Here is a 17,148-nt window from a genome sequence, read left to right as displayed (position 1 = left end):
GCAACGTTCGCCACCGCGCAGCAAAACGTCAGACGATGCGGTGGCGCAGACGACCAATCTTCTCAATTTCCACTTCGATCTCATCGCCAGGGAACATAAACAGCGGTGGCGTACGCTTTTTCCCCACGCCGCCCGGTGAGCCGGTGATGATGACATCGCCCGGTGACAGCGGACTAAACGCCGAGATGTATTCAATGATCTTCGCCACCGGATGCACCATGCTGGCCGTGGTATCGTTCTGCACTTCACGCTGATTCAGCCAGGTTTTGATCGCCAGCTGCTGCGGGTCCGGGATGTCGTCGGCGGTGGTCATCCACGGGCCAAAGCCGCCGGTTTGCTGCCAGTTTTTGCCTGCGGTAAACCAGGTGAACTGCATGTCGCGCACCGTGGCATCCATAAAGCAGCTGTAGCCCGCCACATGCTGCAGCGCATCGGCGGCTTTTACCTGATAAGCCGCTTTGCCGATGATCACCGCCAGCTCGCCTTCGTAATCAAATTCAGCCGTGGTCGCCGGTTTCAGCAGGGGCTGCTCGTGTGCTGCCAGCGAATCGGCAAAGCGTACGAACAGCGTCGGCGCGTCGAGCGTGGCGGCAAACTCCTGGCGCTTGTCGGCATAGTTCATACCAACGCAGAAGACTTTGCCTGGGTTTTCCACCACCGGCAGGAAGCGAATCGCGCTGAAGGCATAGTCCACCGGCTCGCTCAGGTACACCTGCAGGTCACTCAGGCCACCGCGCTGCAGCAGAGTTTTCAAATCCGGACAGCTGTCGCCCAGCCGCGCACCGAGATCGATCACGCCGTCGGGTTGCACGATGCCATAACTTTTTCTTGCCTGGTCAATAAGAGAAAAACTGCACAGCTGCATGATGGCCTCAATGTTATAGAGAATTTGCGCGCAGGTTATCAAAAGCCAGACGGAAAAGCGGTATGACCTGAGGGTAAAGTAATTAATGTTTGTGAGTTTTGGTGACAGAGGTGCGCAGAGGGGAACGGCGCCGGGTGATAACCACAGGTCGATCCCTGACCGCGATTATCGAGGGTTTCTGGCGGAGCGCTTAGTTTAAGGCGCCCGGCGGTACGTGTTTGAAGGTCTCAACATAAGAGCGAAACACGGAGCGGAAAAAACGTTTCATGGTGCACCTGATACAAAAATTGTTGAAGAATTACGCGAAAATTATAACGCCCGCGCATTTTTCACGCAATTATTTTTGAACCAGATCACAAAAACGCGCCCACCCCATCGTGCCAGACGTTAACGGAACAGCCCTAAGTGCTCAATCAGGATGGTGCAGCCAATGCTGATCAGTACCACGCCGCCCAGCACTTCTGCCCATTTGCCCATTACCGGACCGATAAAGCGGCCGACCAGCACTCCGGTGGTCGCCATGATAGTGGTAGCCGCACCAATGGTGAGCGCGGTGAGCACAATGTTAACCTGCAGGAACGCGAGGCCAACACCCACCGCCAGCGCATCAAGGCTGGTCGCTACCGCCGTCAGCGCCAGTACCATAAAGCCGTGGCGCTGCGGCGCTTCGCACGGCTCATCGGCCGTCTGACGGAAACCTTCCATGATCATTCGTCCGCCAAGAATGCCCAGCAGACCAAATGCCACCCAGTGATCCCACGCCATAATGTAGTGGCTGGCGGCCAGCCCGATGGCCCAGCCCACCAGCGGCGTCAGCATTTCAATGACGCCAAAAATCAGCCCTGTGCGTAATGCTTCTTTGAAACCCGGACGATACAGCGACGCGCCTTTGCCCAGTGCTGCAGCGAAAGCGTCCATCGACATACCAAAGGCCAGAATCAGGGTTGCGATAAATGTCATGGTTTTCAGTCAATGCGGTGAAATAAGACGATTAAGCCTGCACTTTGTCCGCATATCGGGTTCAGTAATGAAAAAGTGCGCGCAGTCTAGCACGCTAACCCGCTAAAAAAAAGACAACAAAATCATGGGTTTAAGTATAGCAAAGGCTATAACTCTTAACTGCCGCTATTTCTGTAGCTAAGTGGATGGAATAGAAGAAATTTCTTAGCGCGCGCTGCTGCGGGGATTGCACCGCGCCGCGGTTTTATGCGCTAATGCCCGCGCTAACTGATTTGGAATGATGCGATGAAAAACCCGTTTGAAACGCTGATCATCCCAGGCGGCATTCTGCTGCTGGGCTTTCTTTCGGCGCTACTGCTGCCCGCCCCTTCGTTTGGCCTGGCGCTGGCAAAACAGCTGCAGCAGGCTCTGCATCTGCAGGATGTGAATCAGCTGTACACCATAGTGTTCTGCGTCTGGTTTTTGCTGCTGGGTACCGTTGAGTTTTTCATTATCCGCTTCGTCTGGCGCCGCTGGTTCCAGCTGCGCTGAACGGTGTACGTGATGCATTTTTCTTCTGACGGGCGCCTGACACGGTGCCCAAATTAAAAGTCACACAAATGTAACATTATTTTTACACGATCTGGCGAAACATCAGGCAACATAAAATCCGCATAAAAAATCAATTTCGCTAAAACCTATCTTTTTCAATGCGTTAATTTGTGATCCAGCTCACCGTGTGAAATCAACCCTCTCCATTTCCCTCACACTGCCGCAACAACTACGTTACTATAACTGCCTGATTAGGGGATAAAAATCCCTTATGACAGCGCCGTCGGGCTGATTAATTCTTATGCTGAATCATTTCTGCATTTAAAAAATAAACAAACGTTTAATTCCGATACGAGAATGTTATATTCGAATGCATATGCATAACGTGCAGTTAACCGTTATCACACCTATGGCTTAAACCTGAGTCTTAACCTTTGAGAAATAGCGCAACGCGCTTGCAAAAAGCGTGGCTGTTTCGCCTGCGAACCTGTTGAGCTTCAGGGCAACAGAGAGGAGATGTCGCCTCATGAGCAACACTGCGGTAAATCTGGCGCTAGCCGCCGCTGGCATGGAAAGCACACACCTTCAGGAACGAAAAGACGTAGATGTCCTGCTGATCGGCGCAGGCGTGATGAGTGCTACCTTAGGCACCTGGCTGCAGGATCTCGAGCCAGACTGGTCGATTGAGATGGTCGAGCGGCTGGATGATGTCGCAGTCGAATCCTCTAACGGCTGGAACAATGCCGGCACCGGCCACGCGGCGCTGGCCGAGCTGAACTATACGCCCGAAAGAGCGGATGGCAGCATCGACATTGCCAAAGCGGTGGCGATTAACGAATCCTTCCAGATTTCCCGCCAGTTCTGGGCGTATCACGTACAGAAAGGCAACCTGAGTAATCCACAAAGCTTTATTCACAGCACGCCGCACATGAGTTTTGTCTGGGGCGAGGCCAACGTGGACTTCCTGCGCAAACGCTTCCAGGCGCTGCAGAAAAGCACCTTGTTCCGCGGCATGAACTATTCCGAAGACCGTGACCAGATTGCTCAGTGGATTCCGCTGGTGATGAACGGGCGCGACCGCAAACAGAAAGTAGCCGCCACCTGGACCGACATGGGCACCGACGTCAACTTCGGTGAGGTGACGCGTCAGCTGATTGCCGCGCTGGAGAAGAAAGCGCATTTCCGCCTGCGTCTGCGTCAGGAAGTGCGCGATATCAAGCGCCTGAGCGATGGGCGCTGGCAGGTAAACCTGCACAACCTCGCCAGCGGTGAGTCGCGGGTGCTGACCGCGCGCCAGCTGTTTATCGGTGCCGGCGGTGCGGCGCTGCCGCTGCTGCAAAAAACCGGCATCCCGGAAGTAAAAGGCTACGCCGGTTTCCCGGTGGGCGGCTCGTTCCTCGTCACGGAAAACCCGGACGTGGTGGCGCAGCACATGGCGAAGGTGTACGGCAAAGCCAGCGTGGGCGCACCACCGATGTCGGTACCGCACGTTGATACCCGCGTGCTGGATGGCAAGCAGGTGCTGCTGTTTGGCCCGTTTGCGACCTTCTCCACCAAATTCCTCAAGCAGGGCTCGCTGCTGGATATGTTCGGCGCGATGAACAGCAGTAACCTGCTGCCGATGATGCAGGTTGGGCTGAAAAGCTTCGATCTGGTGAAATATCTGGTCGATCAGGTGCTGCAAAGCGATGACGATCGTATGGAAGCACTGCGCGCTTATGTGCCGCAGGCAAAACAGGAAGACTGGAAGCTGGTCACGGCCGGTCAGCGCGTGCAAATCATCAAAAATGATGAGAAAGAGGGCGGCGTGCTGCGTCTCGGTACCGAAGTGGTCACCTCGGCCGACGGCTCGATCTCTGCGCTGCTGGGCGCGTCACCAGGCGCCTCCACCGCAGCACCGATTATGCTGGAGCTGATGGCGAAAGTGTTCCCGGAGCAGATGCGCTCGCCAGAGTGGCAAACCAAAATCCGCGCGGTAATCCCATCGTGGGGCCGCAAGCTGAACGGCGACGTGGCGCTGACCGAGAAGGTGCTGGCCGAAACCAGTCGCGTGCTGCAGCTGGATTACGCACCCGTCATCACGCCGGAAGCTGCCAACGACGAAGGCCGTGAAACCGCCCATGTGGTGGGCAAGTAAGCGGCGACGCCTGTCCCTTCAACCGGTAAATACAGACCTGACTGAGGCCGCAATCGCGGCCTCTTTTTTTGATTACGGTGTCGCCCTTTGGATGACGCAATCCCTGACGGTTCAGCCTGGGATTTATTCACCAGGAAGCGCGCGTTTGTTAGCGGCACAATACATTGCACATTGCGCGATAAATCGCGCCGCTACATCAGGGTGCGTCGTACGGCTTCGTTAACTGACCAGCCCCCATATTGTGCCCCTGCTTACCGCGCCATCCAACGCCGTGGCATCAGCTCAACAGCAGCGCGTCATACAGCATCCAGCCGGTGGTTGCCACCAGCGACAGCGCCATTAGCGTATTGAACGCCTGACGTTTCCACGCAATCTGCAGGTGATGGCGCAGCCGATCGCCCAGCGCTGCCCAGATTAAAATGCACGGCAGGTTGAGGGCGGCAAAGCCGAGCAGCACCGCCAGCACACCATTGCTGTTGGCGTACATCAGCGCCACGTTGGTGACCATCAGCCAGGCTTTGGGATTCACCGCCTGGAAACACACGCCGCCCAGCAGGGTCATCGGACGCGGACGTTCGCGCAGCTGCGGCGCACCGGCGCGGAAGATTTTCCACGACAGCCACAGCAAATAGCTGCATCCCACCACCGTCAGCGGCAACCGCACAGACGCCATCCAGTGCAACAGCAGCTCCAGCGCCACGCTCGCCAGCAGCATCTGTAACGCACAGCCGAGCAGGATGCCAAACAGCATCGGCAGCGTGCGCCGGAAGCCAAAATTGACGCCGGACGTGGCCAGTAACAGATTGTTCGGACCCGGTGTAATCGACATCACCGTAACGTAGCTAAAGAAGGATGGATCGAGCATGGTGCGTTTCCCTGAGAATCAACGAAACACCATGCTAATGCGCAAATTACAATGGCAACAGAGACACAAAATCACTATTGTGATGGATACAGTTAAGGCAATTTTAAATTGTACCTATCGCGCGCGGAGGCTTTTGTGTCCCTTCCTCTCTCATCCGGCCAGACGCTGTACCAGCAGCTGGCGGACAGTTTTGCCGAATCTATCCATCAGGGCACGCTGAAGCCGGGTAAGCGCCTACCGGCCATCCGGCGCGTGGCACAGTCGCACCAGGTCAGCATCAATACCGTGCTAAGTGCCTGGCATATCCTTGAAGATCGCGGCCTGATAGAAGCCCGTCCGCAGTCGGGCTACTACGTGCGTGGCGTGCTGCCCGCGGTGACGCGACCGCTCAGGCCAATGAGCGCCAGCGTTAATGACCCCAGCACGCAAAAACTGGAACTGATCGAGCAGGTGTTCGCCGCGCAGAATCACCCCGACTACACCAATATTTCGCTGGCCTGCCCGCAGGATAGTGAGCTGTTTCCGGCGGCGAAACTGGGACGCATTACCGCCTCCCTTATTCGCCGCGATAACGACATCATTGGTCGCTACGCGCTTCCGCCGGGTAGTGAGCGCTTACGGGAGGAGATTGCGCGCCGTAGCCTGCACACCGGCCTGAATCTGACTGTCGCGGACATCACCCTGACCCACGGCTGCATGGAAGCGCTGCAGCTGGCGCTGCGTGCGGTGACGAAGCCGGGCGACTGCGTCGGGCTTGAATCGCCGACCTACTTCTTTTTGTTCCCGCTGCTGGCCTCACTCGGGCTGAAGGCGCTGGAAATCCCCACCGATCCGCAAAACGGCCTGTCGCTGGATGCGCTGGAGATGCTGCTACAGGAGCAGCGCATTCAGGCGCTGATCGCCATGCCGGGCGCGCAGAATCCGCTGGGCTACGTGATGCCGCTGGAAAATAAAAAGCGTCTCGCGAAGTTAGTGAACACTTACCACGTTCCGCTGCTGGAAGATGGGCTGTATGACGAATTGCAGTTTGACTGGCCGCTGTCGCCACCGGTCAAAGCCTTTGACCGCGACGGCTGGGTGATTTACTGCACCAGCTTTACCAAAACCGTCGCGCCCGATTTTCGCGTGGGCTGGACGGCTGCCGGCCGCTTCCACCCGGCGATTGCGCGGCTGAAAGCGGTATCGTCGATGACCGAATCAAAACTGCTGAGCGAAACGCTGGCCGAATTCCTCGCCAGCGGCGGTTATGATCACCATCTGCGTTCGCTGCGGCGTCGCTATGCCGCCAATCTGGATGCGGCGCGCGGCATCATTGCCCGTCACTTCCCGCAGGGCACGCGCGCTACCCTGCCGCGCGGCGGCTTTGTGTTTTGGGTCGAGCTGCCGGGCAAGGTTGACACGGTGGAGATGTTCCATCGCCTGTTGCAGGAGCAGATTTGCGTCACGCCGGGCGCGCTCTATTCGCTGAGCGATCGCTATCGCCATGCGCTGCGTCTCTCCTGCTGCTATCCGTTTGATGAGCGTTACACCTGGGCACTGAAACGCACCGGCGCGCTGGCCTGTGAAATCACCGGTATCGCGCCGGGTCAGGATCAGGGCTTACCGTTGCGGCCCCAGGTGGTGTAACCCTCGCGTTCGGTCAGGCGCTCGTAATAGGTTTGCACGGCAGGAAAGTCCGGATGGTCGAGCGGGGTTTCAAACCAGCGGTTCACCGCCAGGCCAACCGGAATATCGGCCAGGGTAAAGTTTCGGCCCGCGACGTAGCGCCCGGTTTTTTCCAGCTGCTGATTAAGAATACCCATGGTGTGGCTCCAGCCTTTGATGGCGGCAGCCAGCAGGCGCGGATCCTGATGGGCTGGCGAATTGCGCACCAGCGACATAAAAGCATAGCGCCATGAGGTGTTGAGCTCGGTGGCCTGCCAGTCCATCCACTGATCGACCGGCGCACGCGCGCGCGGATTATCCGGGTAGAGCCATTCACCGCCGTTGCTGTTGGCGAGGTAGCGCAGAATCGCGTTGGACTCCCACATCACGAAGTCATCTTCGATGATCACCGGCACCATGGCGTTGGGATTGAGCGCCATAAACTGCGGTGAGTGCAACGACTGCGGGTCTTCGCCCCACGGCTCGTGCTCCCAGGCAATATCCAGCTCTGAACAGAGCCACAGCACTTTACGAACGTTGATTGACGAGTTACGGCCCAGAATTTTTAACATAGCGGACTCCGCTGGCAGAATTGTTAATCTATTCATAGTCCTGTTAGACGCCTTAAGCAATCTGCAGGATGTAAATCCGGATTTCAGACAACCTCAATGAGGAAAGGAGCAAACATGCAGGTGGCGTTTAAACAAGTGGATGTGTTCTCCACAGGCGCGTTCAGCGGCAATCCGCTGGCGGTGATCATGGATGCCCAGGGTCTGAGCGACGCACAGCTGGCGGCCATCGCACGCTGGACCAATCTGTCGGAAACCACCTTCGTGCTGCCACCACAGGATGCCACAGCCGACTATCGTGTGCGCATCTTTACGCCCGGCGGCGAACTGCCGTTTGCCGGACACCCCACGCTTGGCACCGCGCATGCCTTGCTGGAAGCCGGCTGGCCCCTGAAAACAGCGGGTAAGATTGTGCAGGAGTGCGGCGTGGGCCTGGTGGAGGTGCAGATTGGCGCTGACGGTACGCTGGCCTTTGCCGCGCCGGACGCCAGCCTGACGCCGTTAAGCGATGCGCTGATGAGCAGCGCGCTGCACAGTGACGCGTTCGATCTCAGCCAGACGCCAGCCGTGGCGGATATGGGGATTCGCTGGCTGTTGATTCCGATGAGCAGCGCGCAGGCGGTGCTGGAGGTGGTCACCCAGGCGGACGATTTACTGCGGCTGCAGCAGCATGCGGGTGTGAACGGTATCGCCCTGTTTGGACCGCTGCCGCAGGATGCAGAGGCGCAGTACGAGGTGCGCGCGCTGCTGGTCGAGAACGGTAGCCTGGTCGAAGATCCGGTCACCGGCAGCGCCAACGCCTGTCTGGCACGCTATCTGGCGGCGCAGGGCCAGCGGCAGGATTACTGTGCGCGTCAGGGCAGCGCCATCCAGCGTGCCGGTCGCATTGTGGTGCGTTTTGCCGGTGAGACAATCTGGATCGGCGGGCAAACCCTCACACTGATTGATGGCACGATTGAGGTGTAAAACGGGCGCTGCTCCGTTCGTTAACACGATCCGGTCGCAGCGCGATGTTTTTACAGTGCCTGACCGCCGGAGGCCTCGATACGCTGGGCGGTAATCCAGCCGGTTTCGTCGCTCAGGATCGCGCTGATGGCATCACCGATGTCATCCGGCAGACCAACGCGGCCCAGCGCGGTCACTGAAGCAATATGCGCATTCAGATCTTTGGTGTCGCGCACGCGACCGCCGCCAAAGTCGGTTTCAATCGCCCCCGGTGCCAGAATGTTGACGCGAATGCGGCGCTCGCCCAGCTCCTTCGCCTGATAGCGCGTCAGCACTTCCATCGCCCCTTTCATGGCGGCGTAAGTGCCTGAACCCGGCAGCGTCATGCGCGTCAGACCGCTGGAAATGTTCAGGATGCGTCCACCATCGGCGATCAGCGGCAGCAGTTTCTGCGTCAGGAAATACGGCCCTTTAAAATGCACATTCACCAGCGCATCAAACTCCTCTTCACTGGTTTCGGCCAACAGCTTGTAATGACCGTGGCCAGCGTTGTTCACTAAATAATCAAAGTTATCGCGCTGCCAGGTCTCGTTCAGCGTTGCTTTGACCCGCGCCGCAAAGTCATCGAACTGTTTACTGTCGCCCACATCCAGCTGCAGCGCCACCGCACGCGCGCCCAGCGCCTCAATCTCCTTCACGACCGCCTGCGCTTCTTCAGCATGACCGCGCCAGGTAAACAGAATATCGACGCCCTTAGCCGCCAGTTTTAGCGCGCCATTCTTGCCCAGACCGCGGTTACCGCCGGTAATCAATGCAATTTTATGAGACATGTTTCGCTCCGGTTGGAAAATTGAACACGGATTAAGGATATTCGCGAATAATTGATCTATAAACGCAGGGGAATACACAGCACTGTTTCACTAACAACAACAATCGGTGAACAACATGGATAAAATTCACGCTATGCAGGTGTTTGTGCGGGTGGCAGAAATGGGCAGTTTTACCCGCGCGGCTGAGAGTCTGGGTTTACCCAAGGGCAGCGTGTCCCGCCAGCTGCAGGCGCTGGAAAACCAGATGGGCACACGTTTGCTGCACCGTACCACGCGCCGTGTGCATCTCACCCAGGATGGGCTGGTGTATTACGATCGCTGCCTGGATTTGCTGTCGATGCTGGATGATATGGACAGCCTGTTCCAGCACGATCCTGCCACGCTGAGCGGCAAGCTGCGCGTCGATATGTCGGTGGCAATGGCGACCGGTTTTATCCTGCCGCGCCTGCCGGAGTTTTTGCAGCACTATCCGGGCGTGGAGATTGAACTGAGCAGCAGCGATCGCCAGGTTGATGTGATTCGCGAGGGCTTTGACTGCGTGTTGCGCGTTGGCGAACTGAAAGATTCCGGCCTGATTGCGCGAAAAATTGGCTCGCACGCCTTGATCAACTGCGCCAGCCCTGGCTACCTTTCCCGCTTCGGCATGCCGGTGCGGCTGGACGATCTCGGCCAGCACGCCATGGTGCACTATACCCAACAGCTGGGGCAGCCCTCGCCGGGCTTTGAGTACTTTGATGGCAAACAGTGCCACTACGTGCAGACCGGCGGCGTGGTGACGGTAAACAGCACCGAAACCTATCGCGCCGCCTGTATCGCCGGGCTGGGCATTATTCAGGTACCGGCGATTGGCGTGCAGCCGCTGCTGGAATCCGGCCAGCTGGTCGAAGTGCTGCACCACTTCCCGGCCAAACCGATGCCGATTTCCCTGCTCTATCCTCACCGTCGCAACGTGGCGCGCCGCGTGCGGGTGTTTATGGAGTGGCTGAGTCAGGTGCTGCAGGAATACGTGACCTGAACGGGCAGGCTATAATTTTATTTTCGCTGTGAACAGGATGCAGAAGGTCTATGACGGACAAAACCACAAAAGCCTCAGCGGCTGAAGCTAAGCCGCTGATTGATATCAAAACCGGGAACAAAACGGTGGATGGCTCGATCAGGCGCGTCTCACGCTTTGCCGCCTGGTTTCAGGCGATCCCGGCAGTGGCGCACTTTTTGCGCGCGCTGGAGCGCTTTAACGATCGCCTCGGCAGCCAGTTTGGTGCGGCTATCACCTATTTTTCATTTCTTTCGCTGATACCGATTTTGATGGTCTCCTTTGCGGCGGTCGGCTTTGTGCTGGCGTCCAATCAGGACCTGCTTTCTGAGTTGATCAACAAAATCGTTAACAGCATCAGCGACCCGACGCTGGCCACCACGCTGAAAAATACCGTGAATACCGCGATTCAGCAGCGCGCGACCGTGGGCCTGACCGGTTTGCTGCTGGCGCTCTACTCCGGCATTAACTGGATGGGTAACCTGCGCGAAGCGGTGCGCGCCCAGTCGCGTGACGTATGGGAACGCACGCCCGATGACCAGGAAAAGTGGTGGAAGAAGTATCTGCGCGACCTGGTTTCGCTGCTGGGTCTGATGCTGGCGCTGGTGATTACGCTGTCGCTGACCTCGATTGCCGGCGCAGCGCAGGCGGCGATCGTGAATGCGCTGGGGCTGGGCGATATTGAGTGGCTGCGGCCGGCGATGACCATCATCGCGCTGTCGATCTCCATCTTCGCCAACTATCTGCTGTTCCTGTGGATTTTCTGGATCCTGCCGCGCCATAAGCCGCGCAAAAAAGCGCTGCTGCGCGGAACACTGCTGGCGGCGATTGGGTTTGAGGTGATCAAGTTTGTTATGACGCTGACGCTGCCGAAGCTGGCGACGTCGCCCTCCGGTGCCGCCTTTGGATCGGTGCTGGGGCTGATGGCCTTCTTCTACTTTTTCGCGCGTCTGACGCTGTTCTGCGCCGCGTGGATCGCCACCGCAAAATACAAGGATGATCCCGAGATGTCGCAGCCGCATCACTCTGCCTAACGCGACAATTCAGTTACATTTGCCGCAACAGCAAAAAATGTTTCCTGCTGGCTACTAAAGCAGCAAAAACCAGCAGGAAACGCTAAAGGGTCACTTTTATTTGGCCCTTTTGCAGAGAATCACGCCAGAAAAGCCGCGCTTACCCTTCCCATCCGCCGCCGATTGCCGTAACTCAGAAATTATCCTCTTTTTCGCCGCCAAAGCCCGGTGTGACGCGGTTTTTCGTCATTGAATGCGGCAAAACAGGTGCGTAAGATTCTTTGTTTACATTTACAATTAAGAAACAGTTATGCAAGCCTCCATCTCCGAAACACCCGACCAACCACACGACGGCACACCGGTTAACTCACGCAGTAAAGTGGTAGTTGCCTCGCTGGTTGGCACTGCGATCGAATTCTTCGATTTTTATATCTATGCCACCGCCGCGGTAATCGTTTTTCCGCATATCTTCTTCCCGCAGGGTGATGCTACGGTTGCCACACTGCAATCGCTGGCGACCTTCGCTATTGCCTTTGTTGCGCGCCCTATTGGCTCCGCGCTGTTTGGTCACTTTGGCGACCGCGTGGGCCGTAAAGCGACACTGGTTGCCTCGCTGCTGACCATGGGCGTTTCTACCGTACTGATCGGCCTGCTGCCGGGTTATCAGACCATTGGCGTGGCGGCACCGCTGCTGCTGGCGCTGGCGCGTTTTGGTCAGGGCCTGGGACTGGGCGGCGAATGGGGCGGCGCGGCGCTGCTGGCCACCGAGAACGCCCCGGCGAAGAAACGTGCGCTGTACGGCTCGTTCCCGCAGCTGGGCGCACCGATTGGCTTCTTCTTTGCCAACGGCACGTTCCTGCTGCTCTCGTGGCTGCTGACCGATGAGCAGTTCATGAACTGGGGCTGGCGCGTGCCTTTTGTGCTTTCTGCGGTGCTGGTGATTATCGGCCTGTATGTGCGCGTATCGCTGCATGAGAGCCCGGTGTTTGCCAAAGTGCAGAAAGAGAAGAAACAGGTGCGGATCCCTATCGGTACGCTGCTGAGCAAGCATATGACCGCGACCATTCTTGGCACGTTTATCATGCTGGCGACCTATACGCTGTTCTACATTATGACGGTGTATTCGATGAGCTACGGCACCGCGCCGGCGCCGGCTGGTCTCGGTTATTCGCGTAACAGCTTCCTGTGGATGCTGATGGTGGCGGTCATCGGTTTTGGTGTGATGGTGCCGATTGCCGGCCTGCTGGCGGACCGTTTTGGCCGTCGCAAAACGATGATCACCATTACGCTGATGATCATCGCCTTTGCGCTGATGTTCCCGCTGCTGCTCGGCTCCGGCTCGCAGATTCTGGTGATGGGCTTCCTGCTGCTCGGCCTGAGTATTATGGGTCTGACATTCGGCCCGATGGGCGCGCTGCTGCCAGAACTGTTCCCGACCGAAGTTCGTTATACCGGTGCGTCGTTCTCTTACAACCTGTCGTCAATACTTGGTGCCTCGGTAGCGCCTTATATTGCGACCTGGCTGAATGCGAACTACGGCTTGCAGGCGGTGGGCTTCTATCTGGCCTCCATGGCGGTGCTGACGCTGATCGCGCTGATCGCCTGTAAAGAGACACGCCATCAGACGCTGTATGAAGCGGTGTGATTGATTGCATGTTGACAGAACCCGGCTCCGGCCGGGTTTTTTATTGGCGGTGTGGGGATGGTGCGGTGTGTCCCTCACCCTGGCCCTCACCCCGGCCCTCTCCCTGTACAGTCCGGGGACATGGCAGACAGGTGTTCGGGGACATAGTGAACACTTTTTAACATCCTTTACCCATGGTGATCGACTTTTTCTTCAGGTCGATCACCCCCACTTTTGTGCTGTACCACCACACCTCGTAATAACCGTCTTCCCCCGTCTCCTTCAGCCCGACACGCTCTCCCCTGAACGCCTTTCCCGCCTTCAGGCTGAGTCCTTTTACGCTCAGCTTCCCGCTGATATCCACCTTCCTGACCATCACGCCCTCGTCGTATTCCGGTGGCGCTACGCGGACGCTGTACTGCCGCGATGAGGGCTGATAGCGCGACGCCGGCACCGCCATCTCCAGCGCCTCATGCGGGCGCTCGAGATTGTAGACCGTCCGCCAGTGGTCGAAGGCGCGCTGCAGCTCACCGCTGTCCGCGAACCACTTCCCCTGCAGCACTTCCGCCTTCAGGCTGCGGTGAAAGCGCTCCAGCTTGCCCTGCGTCTGCGGATGATACGGCCGCGAGTGCCCCACCCGGATGCCGTGGCGCATCAGCCACAGCTCCACTGCCGTCCAGGTGCCGGTGGTGTCGCCCCACGGCGAGCCGTTGTCCATCGTCATCCGGTCCGGCAGGCCGTAGCGCTCAAAGACGCTGACCAGCTGCTCCTGTACCGTCTCACGCCGTTCGTCAGCGCAGTGCACCAGGCACAGCGAGAACCGGGAGTGGTCGTCCAGCAGGGTAAGCGGGTGGCAGCGGCCGCCGCCAAAGGGAAAGTGGCCCTTAAAATCCATCTGCCAGAGCCGGTTCGGGGCCGCATGCTCAAACCGGCCGGTGGCCGGGACGCCCGGCGCTGCGCCCGGCAGCAGGCCGTGGCGGGCCATCAGGTTGTGGACGGTGCTGAAGGCCGGCATGCCGTGCCCGCGGTCTTCGAGCCAGCGCTTAATCTTGCGGGCCCCCAGTGCTGATGAAGCTCGTGCGCCATACGCAGAAGGTCAGTGATGTCGTCAGATGAGCGGCTGGGTGAGTGACGGGGCGCGCGGGAGCGGTCCTGAAGGCCGGACGGTCCTTCCTCCTCCCAGCGGCGAAGCCACTTGTAGCCGGTGGCGGGAGATATGCCGTAGCGGCGGCACAGCTCGCGGATGTTCGCCCCGTCTTGCGAGGCGAACAGAACAAACTCAGTACGTAATGACATGGTATCTCTCGCATCCCAGGGCATAAGCGACTCCATAAACGGGTTCTTATGCCTTAGTTGTAAGTGTCTACCATGTCCCCGAACAAGTGTTCACGATGTCCCCGGACTGTACAGACGGGAGAGGGAGCGTCCGCGCGATGTTGATAGATAAGTGTAGAAACATCAGCCCGCACCGAACGGTTCCCTCTCCCGCCAGCGGGAGAGGGCTAGGGTGAGGGAAATAGTGAGAAAAACCCTTCTGCCCCCAGACATAAGACATAAAAAAACCCCGGCAAGCCGGGGTTTGATTGGGCTGAAAACTGTGTCTCGCGTGCCTTAGCCCGCGACGGCGATGCGTTTCATGTCGGTCATATAGCCACGCAGTTTGCGGCCAACGGCTTCGATTGGATGCTGGCGGATCGCTTCGTTCACGTCGCGCAGCTGCGCGTTATCCACCTGCGTGCCTTCCACCGCTTTGCCCAGATCGCCAGGCTGCAGCGTGGTCATGAACTCTTTCAGCAGCGGAACGGCCGCGAAGGAGAACAGGTAGTTACCGTATTCTGCGGTATCGGAAATTACCACGTTCATTTCATACAGACGCTTACGGGCGATGGTGTTGGCAATCAGCGGCAGCTCGTGCAGCGATTCATAGTAAGCCGACTCTTCGATGATGCCCGCGTCAACCATGGTTTCGAATGCCAGCTCAACGCCCGCTTTCACCATCGCGACCATGACCACGCCTTTGTCGTAATACTCCTGCTCGTCGATTTTGCCTTCGAACTGCGGGGCATTTTCGAACGCGGTTTTGCCGGTCTCTTCACGCCAGGTCAGCAGGTTTTTGTCGTCGTTCGCCCAGTCAGCCATCATACCGGAAGAGAATTCACCCGAGATGATGTCATCCATGTGCTTCTGGAACAGCGGTGCCATGATGGTTTTCAGCTGCTCAGACAGCGCGTAAGCACGGATTTTTGCCGGATTAGACAGACGATCCATCATCAGCGTGATGCCGCCAAACTTCAGCGATTCGGTGATGGTTTCCCAGCCGAACTGAATCAGTTTCTCGGTGTACGCCGCGTCGTGACCTTCAGCCACCAGCTTGTCGAAGCACAGCAGTGAACCGGCCTGCAGCATACCGCACAGAATGGTCTGCTCGCCCATCAGGTCTGATTTGACTTCTGCCACGAAGGACGATTCCAGCACGCCTGCACGGTCGCCGCCGGTGGCTGCAGCCCAGGCTTTGGCAATCGCCATGCCTTCGCCTTTTGGATCGTTTTCCGGGTGAACAGCGATCAGCGTTGGAACGCCGAAGCCACGTTTGTACTCTTCACGCACTTCGGTACCCGGGCACTTCGGTGCCACCATCACCACGGTGATGTCTTTACGGATGGTCTCGCCCACTTCGACGATGTTGAAACCGTGAGAGTAACCCAGCGCGGCACCGTCTTTCATCAGCGGCTGAACGGCCTGCACAACGGCAGAGTGCTGCTTGTCTGGTGTCAGGTTAACCACCAGATCCGCCTGCGGGATCAGCTCTTCGTAAGTACCCACTTTAAAACCGTTTTCGGTGGCTTTACGGAACGACGCACGCTTCTCAGCAATGGCTTCAGCGCGCAGTGCGTAAGACACATCAAGGCCAGAGTCACGCATGTTCAGACCCTGGTTCAGGCCCTGCGCGCCGCAGCCGACGATGACCACTTTCTTACCTTTCAGGAAGCTAGCGCCATCCGCGAATTCATCGCGCGACATGAAGCGACATTTGCCTAACTGCGCTAACTGATTGCGCAGATTCAATGTGTTGAAGTAGTTAGCCATGGGTACTCCGCTCAGATGTTGTGTTTGCTTTTGTTCAGTAACGGCGCCGGATTTAGCGCCGCGAATGACCCCATCATATGACAGGAAATCTGTTGCTTAAATTGATATATTAACAACGTCACATTGCAGAATTTGCAACATCACGCTGAGGGCAAAACGCGCATGGATTTACGAGACCTGAAACTGTTTCTTCACCTGGCGGAAAGCTGCCACTTTGGCCGCACCGCGCGCGCCATGCACGTCAGCCCGTCGACATTATCACGCCAGATTCAGCGGCTGGAAGAGGATGTCGGACACGCGCTGTTCCTGCGCGACAACCGTACCGTGACGCTGACCGAAGCCGGCGAGCGGCTGCGTCAGTTCGCCCAGCAGACCCTGCTGCAGTATCAGCAGTTGCGCCATGTCATGGACCTGAACGGTCCGTCGCTGAGCGGCGAGCTGCGCCTGTTCTGCTCAGTAACCGCCGCCTACAGCCATCTGCCGCCGATTCTCGACCGCTTTCGCGCAGAGCATCCGCAGGTGGAGATCAAACTAACCACCGGCGACGCCGCCGATGCCATTGAAATGGTGCAGTCCGGCGAAGCGGATCTGGCCATCGCCGGCCGGCCGGAGTCGCTGCCCGCCAGTATCGATTTTACACCGCTGGGTTTGATCCCGCTGGTGCTGATCGCCCCGGCGCTGCCCTGCCCGGTGCGCAGCCAGGCGACGCAGGAACAGCCGGACTGGTCGCAGATTCCCTTTATCCTGCCGGATCAGGGGCCGGCGCGGCGCGGTATTGATTTATGGTTTCGCCGCCACCGCATTGCTAACCCGCAGATTTACGCCACGGTGTCAGGTCATGAGGCGATTGTGTCGATGGTGGCGCTCGGCTGCGGCATCGCGCTGCTGCCGGATGTGGTGCTGGAAAACAGTCCGGAACCGGTGCGCAATCGCGTGCTGACGCTGGAGAATGTCGAGTCGGTGGCGCCGCTGGAGCTTGGCGTATGCGTACAAAAAAAGCGGCTCGGGGAGCCGCTGATTAATGCTTTCTGGCACCTGCTGTAGT

The 17,148-nt window shown here is 58.0% G+C and carries 15 protein-coding genes and 1 pseudogene; 8 read left to right on the top strand and 8 right to left on the bottom strand.

All coding sequences use genetic code 11. The annotated features are described in order from the left end of the window. Positions 1-28: 28 nt before the first annotated feature. The 3 genes from C1N60_RS00710 to mntP form a co-directional block, all read right to left on the bottom strand. A complete protein-coding gene (locus tag C1N60_RS00710; RefSeq protein ID WP_104094200.1) occupies positions 29-865 on the bottom strand; it encodes a fumarylacetoacetate hydrolase family protein in 837 nt (278 codons plus the stop codon). Positions 866-1,055: 190 nt separating this feature from the next. Beyond that, entirely contained in the window at positions 1,056-1,133 is a 78-nt protein-coding gene (gene azuC, locus C1N60_RS00705) for a stress response protein AzuC (RefSeq protein ID WP_125310475.1), read from the bottom strand. 119 nt (positions 1,134-1,252) lie between these two features. Beyond that, positions 1,253-1,825, bottom strand: coding sequence for a manganese efflux pump MntP (mntP, locus tag C1N60_RS00700; RefSeq protein ID WP_021507902.1), 573 nt, complete (start codon positions 1,823-1,825; stop codon positions 1,253-1,255). Between the two features lie 285 nt (positions 1,826-2,110). Between mntP and C1N60_RS00695 the strand changes: the two genes are divergently transcribed. Both C1N60_RS00695 and C1N60_RS00690 read left to right on the top strand, forming a co-directional pair. Beyond that, positions 2,111-2,356: a DUF1158 domain-containing protein gene (locus C1N60_RS00695; protein WP_262265123.1), complete on the top strand. Its 246-nt coding sequence runs from the start codon at positions 2,111-2,113 to the stop codon at positions 2,354-2,356. Positions 2,357-2,882: 526 nt separating this feature from the next. Next, the gene (locus C1N60_RS00690) at positions 2,883-4,493 is read left to right on the top strand and encodes a malate:quinone oxidoreductase (protein WP_394521265.1); all 1,611 of its coding nucleotides are present in this window, start codon (positions 2,883-2,885) and stop codon (positions 4,491-4,493) included. A gap of 277 nt (positions 4,494-4,770) precedes the next feature. Here C1N60_RS00690 and C1N60_RS00685 read toward each other — a convergent pair whose 3' ends face one another. Then, positions 4,771-5,358, bottom strand: a complete 588-nt coding sequence (locus C1N60_RS00685) for a LysE family translocator (RefSeq protein ID WP_058759374.1) — start codon at positions 5,356-5,358, stop codon at positions 4,771-4,773. A gap of 135 nt (positions 5,359-5,493) precedes the next feature. Between C1N60_RS00685 and C1N60_RS00680 the strand changes: the two genes are divergently transcribed. Further along, complete coding sequence (locus tag C1N60_RS00680) at positions 5,494-6,984, top strand: aminotransferase-like domain-containing protein (RefSeq protein WP_058775178.1); 1,491 nt, start codon at positions 5,494-5,496, stop codon at positions 6,982-6,984. Here C1N60_RS00680 and C1N60_RS00675 read toward each other — a convergent pair. Next, positions 6,951-7,574: a glutathione S-transferase family protein gene (locus tag C1N60_RS00675; protein WP_021507906.1), complete on the bottom strand. Its 624-nt coding sequence runs from the start codon at positions 7,572-7,574 to the stop codon at positions 6,951-6,953. The genes C1N60_RS00680 and C1N60_RS00675 overlap by 34 nt on opposite strands. A gap of 114 nt (positions 7,575-7,688) precedes the next feature. Between C1N60_RS00675 and C1N60_RS00670 the strand changes: the two genes are divergently transcribed. Further along, positions 7,689-8,537 (top strand): PhzF family phenazine biosynthesis protein, encoded by an 849-nt coding sequence (locus C1N60_RS00670; protein WP_058780244.1) that lies wholly within the window; start codon positions 7,689-7,691, stop codon positions 8,535-8,537. A gap of 50 nt (positions 8,538-8,587) precedes the next feature. Here C1N60_RS00670 and C1N60_RS00665 read toward each other — a convergent pair whose 3' ends face one another. Next, positions 8,588-9,346: an SDR family NAD(P)-dependent oxidoreductase gene (locus C1N60_RS00665; RefSeq protein WP_150361659.1), complete on the bottom strand. Its 759-nt coding sequence runs from the start codon at positions 9,344-9,346 to the stop codon at positions 8,588-8,590. 115 nt (positions 9,347-9,461) lie between these two features. Here C1N60_RS00665 and C1N60_RS00660 point away from each other — a divergent pair, with 115 nt between their 5' ends. The 3 genes from C1N60_RS00660 to C1N60_RS00650 all read left to right on the top strand — a co-directional run bounded on the left by C1N60_RS00660 (position 9,462) and on the right by C1N60_RS00650 (position 13,037). Next, positions 9,462-10,361, top strand: coding sequence for a LysR family transcriptional regulator (locus tag C1N60_RS00660; RefSeq protein WP_031279769.1), 900 nt, complete (start codon positions 9,462-9,464; stop codon positions 10,359-10,361). Between the two features lie 50 nt (positions 10,362-10,411). Continuing rightward, positions 10,412-11,413 carry an inner membrane protein YhjD gene (yhjD, locus tag C1N60_RS00655; RefSeq protein WP_058759376.1) on the top strand — a complete coding sequence of 334 codons (1,002 nt, stop codon included), beginning with the start codon at positions 10,412-10,414 and terminating at the stop codon, positions 11,411-11,413. Positions 11,414-11,702: 289 nt separating this feature from the next. Further along, positions 11,703-13,037: an MFS transporter gene (locus C1N60_RS00650; RefSeq protein WP_150361658.1), complete on the top strand. Its 1,335-nt coding sequence runs from the start codon at positions 11,703-11,705 to the stop codon at positions 13,035-13,037. A 157-nt stretch (positions 13,038-13,194) separates the two neighbouring features. Here the strand turns inward: C1N60_RS00650 and C1N60_RS00645 are convergent. Together C1N60_RS00645 and ilvC are read right to left on the bottom strand one after the other, a co-directional pair. Next, positions 13,195-14,348: pseudogene (locus C1N60_RS00645) on the bottom strand (IS481 family transposase). A 279-nt stretch (positions 14,349-14,627) separates the two neighbouring features. After that, on the bottom strand, positions 14,628-16,103 hold the full coding sequence (gene ilvC / locus C1N60_RS00640; protein ID WP_021507912.1) for a ketol-acid reductoisomerase: 1,476 nt from the start codon (positions 16,101-16,103) through the stop codon (positions 14,628-14,630). 162 nt (positions 16,104-16,265) lie between these two features. Between ilvC and ilvY the strand changes: the two genes are divergently transcribed. Then, the gene (gene ilvY / locus C1N60_RS00635; RefSeq protein ID WP_021507913.1) at positions 16,266-17,147 is read left to right on the top strand and encodes an HTH-type transcriptional activator IlvY; all 882 of its coding nucleotides are present in this window, start codon (positions 16,266-16,268) and stop codon (positions 17,145-17,147) included. The last annotated feature ends 1 nt before the right edge of the window (position 17,148 follow it).

It is taken from the genome of Pantoea sp. SGAir0184, from assembly GCF_043544755.1.
Note: the sequence above shows the minus strand (reverse complement) of the source record. Positions and strands in the feature narration are given on the sequence as shown.

Bases quoted from the DNA above. Each gene is read 5' to 3' on its own strand.
- mntP (WP_021507902.1), bottom strand. From the start codon at position 1,825: ATGACATTTATCGCAACCCTGATTCTGGCCTTTGGTATGTCGATGGAC.
- C1N60_RS00665 (WP_150361659.1), bottom strand. From the start codon at position 9,346: ATGTCTCATAAAATTGCATTGATTACCGGCGGTAACCGCGGTCTGGGC.
- C1N60_RS00685 (WP_058759374.1), bottom strand. From the start codon at position 5,358: ATGCTCGATCCATCCTTCTTTAGCTACGTTACGGTGATGTCGATTACA.
- C1N60_RS00675 (WP_021507906.1), bottom strand. From the start codon at position 7,574: ATGTTAAAAATTCTGGGCCGTAACTCGTCAATCAACGTTCGTAAAGTG.
- C1N60_RS00710 (WP_104094200.1), bottom strand. From the start codon at position 865: ATGCAGCTGTGCAGTTTTTCTCTTATTGACCAGGCAAGAAAAAGTTAT.
- C1N60_RS00660 (WP_031279769.1), top strand. From the start codon at position 9,462: ATGGATAAAATTCACGCTATGCAGGTGTTTGTGCGGGTGGCAGAAATG.
- ilvC (WP_021507912.1), bottom strand. From the start codon at position 16,103: ATGGCTAACTACTTCAACACATTGAATCTGCGCAATCAGTTAGCGCAG.
- C1N60_RS00670 (WP_058780244.1), top strand. From the start codon at position 7,689: ATGCAGGTGGCGTTTAAACAAGTGGATGTGTTCTCCACAGGCGCGTTC.
- azuC (WP_125310475.1), bottom strand. From the start codon at position 1,133: ATGAAACGTTTTTTCCGCTCCGTGTTTCGCTCTTATGTTGAGACCTTC.
- ilvY (WP_021507913.1), top strand. From the start codon at position 16,266: ATGGATTTACGAGACCTGAAACTGTTTCTTCACCTGGCGGAAAGCTGC.
- C1N60_RS00690 (WP_394521265.1), top strand. From the start codon at position 2,883: ATGAGCAACACTGCGGTAAATCTGGCGCTAGCCGCCGCTGGCATGGAA.
- C1N60_RS00695 (WP_262265123.1), top strand. From the start codon at position 2,111: ATGAAAAACCCGTTTGAAACGCTGATCATCCCAGGCGGCATTCTGCTG.
- C1N60_RS00650 (WP_150361658.1), top strand. From the start codon at position 11,703: ATGCAAGCCTCCATCTCCGAAACACCCGACCAACCACACGACGGCACA.
- yhjD (WP_058759376.1), top strand. From the start codon at position 10,412: ATGACGGACAAAACCACAAAAGCCTCAGCGGCTGAAGCTAAGCCGCTG.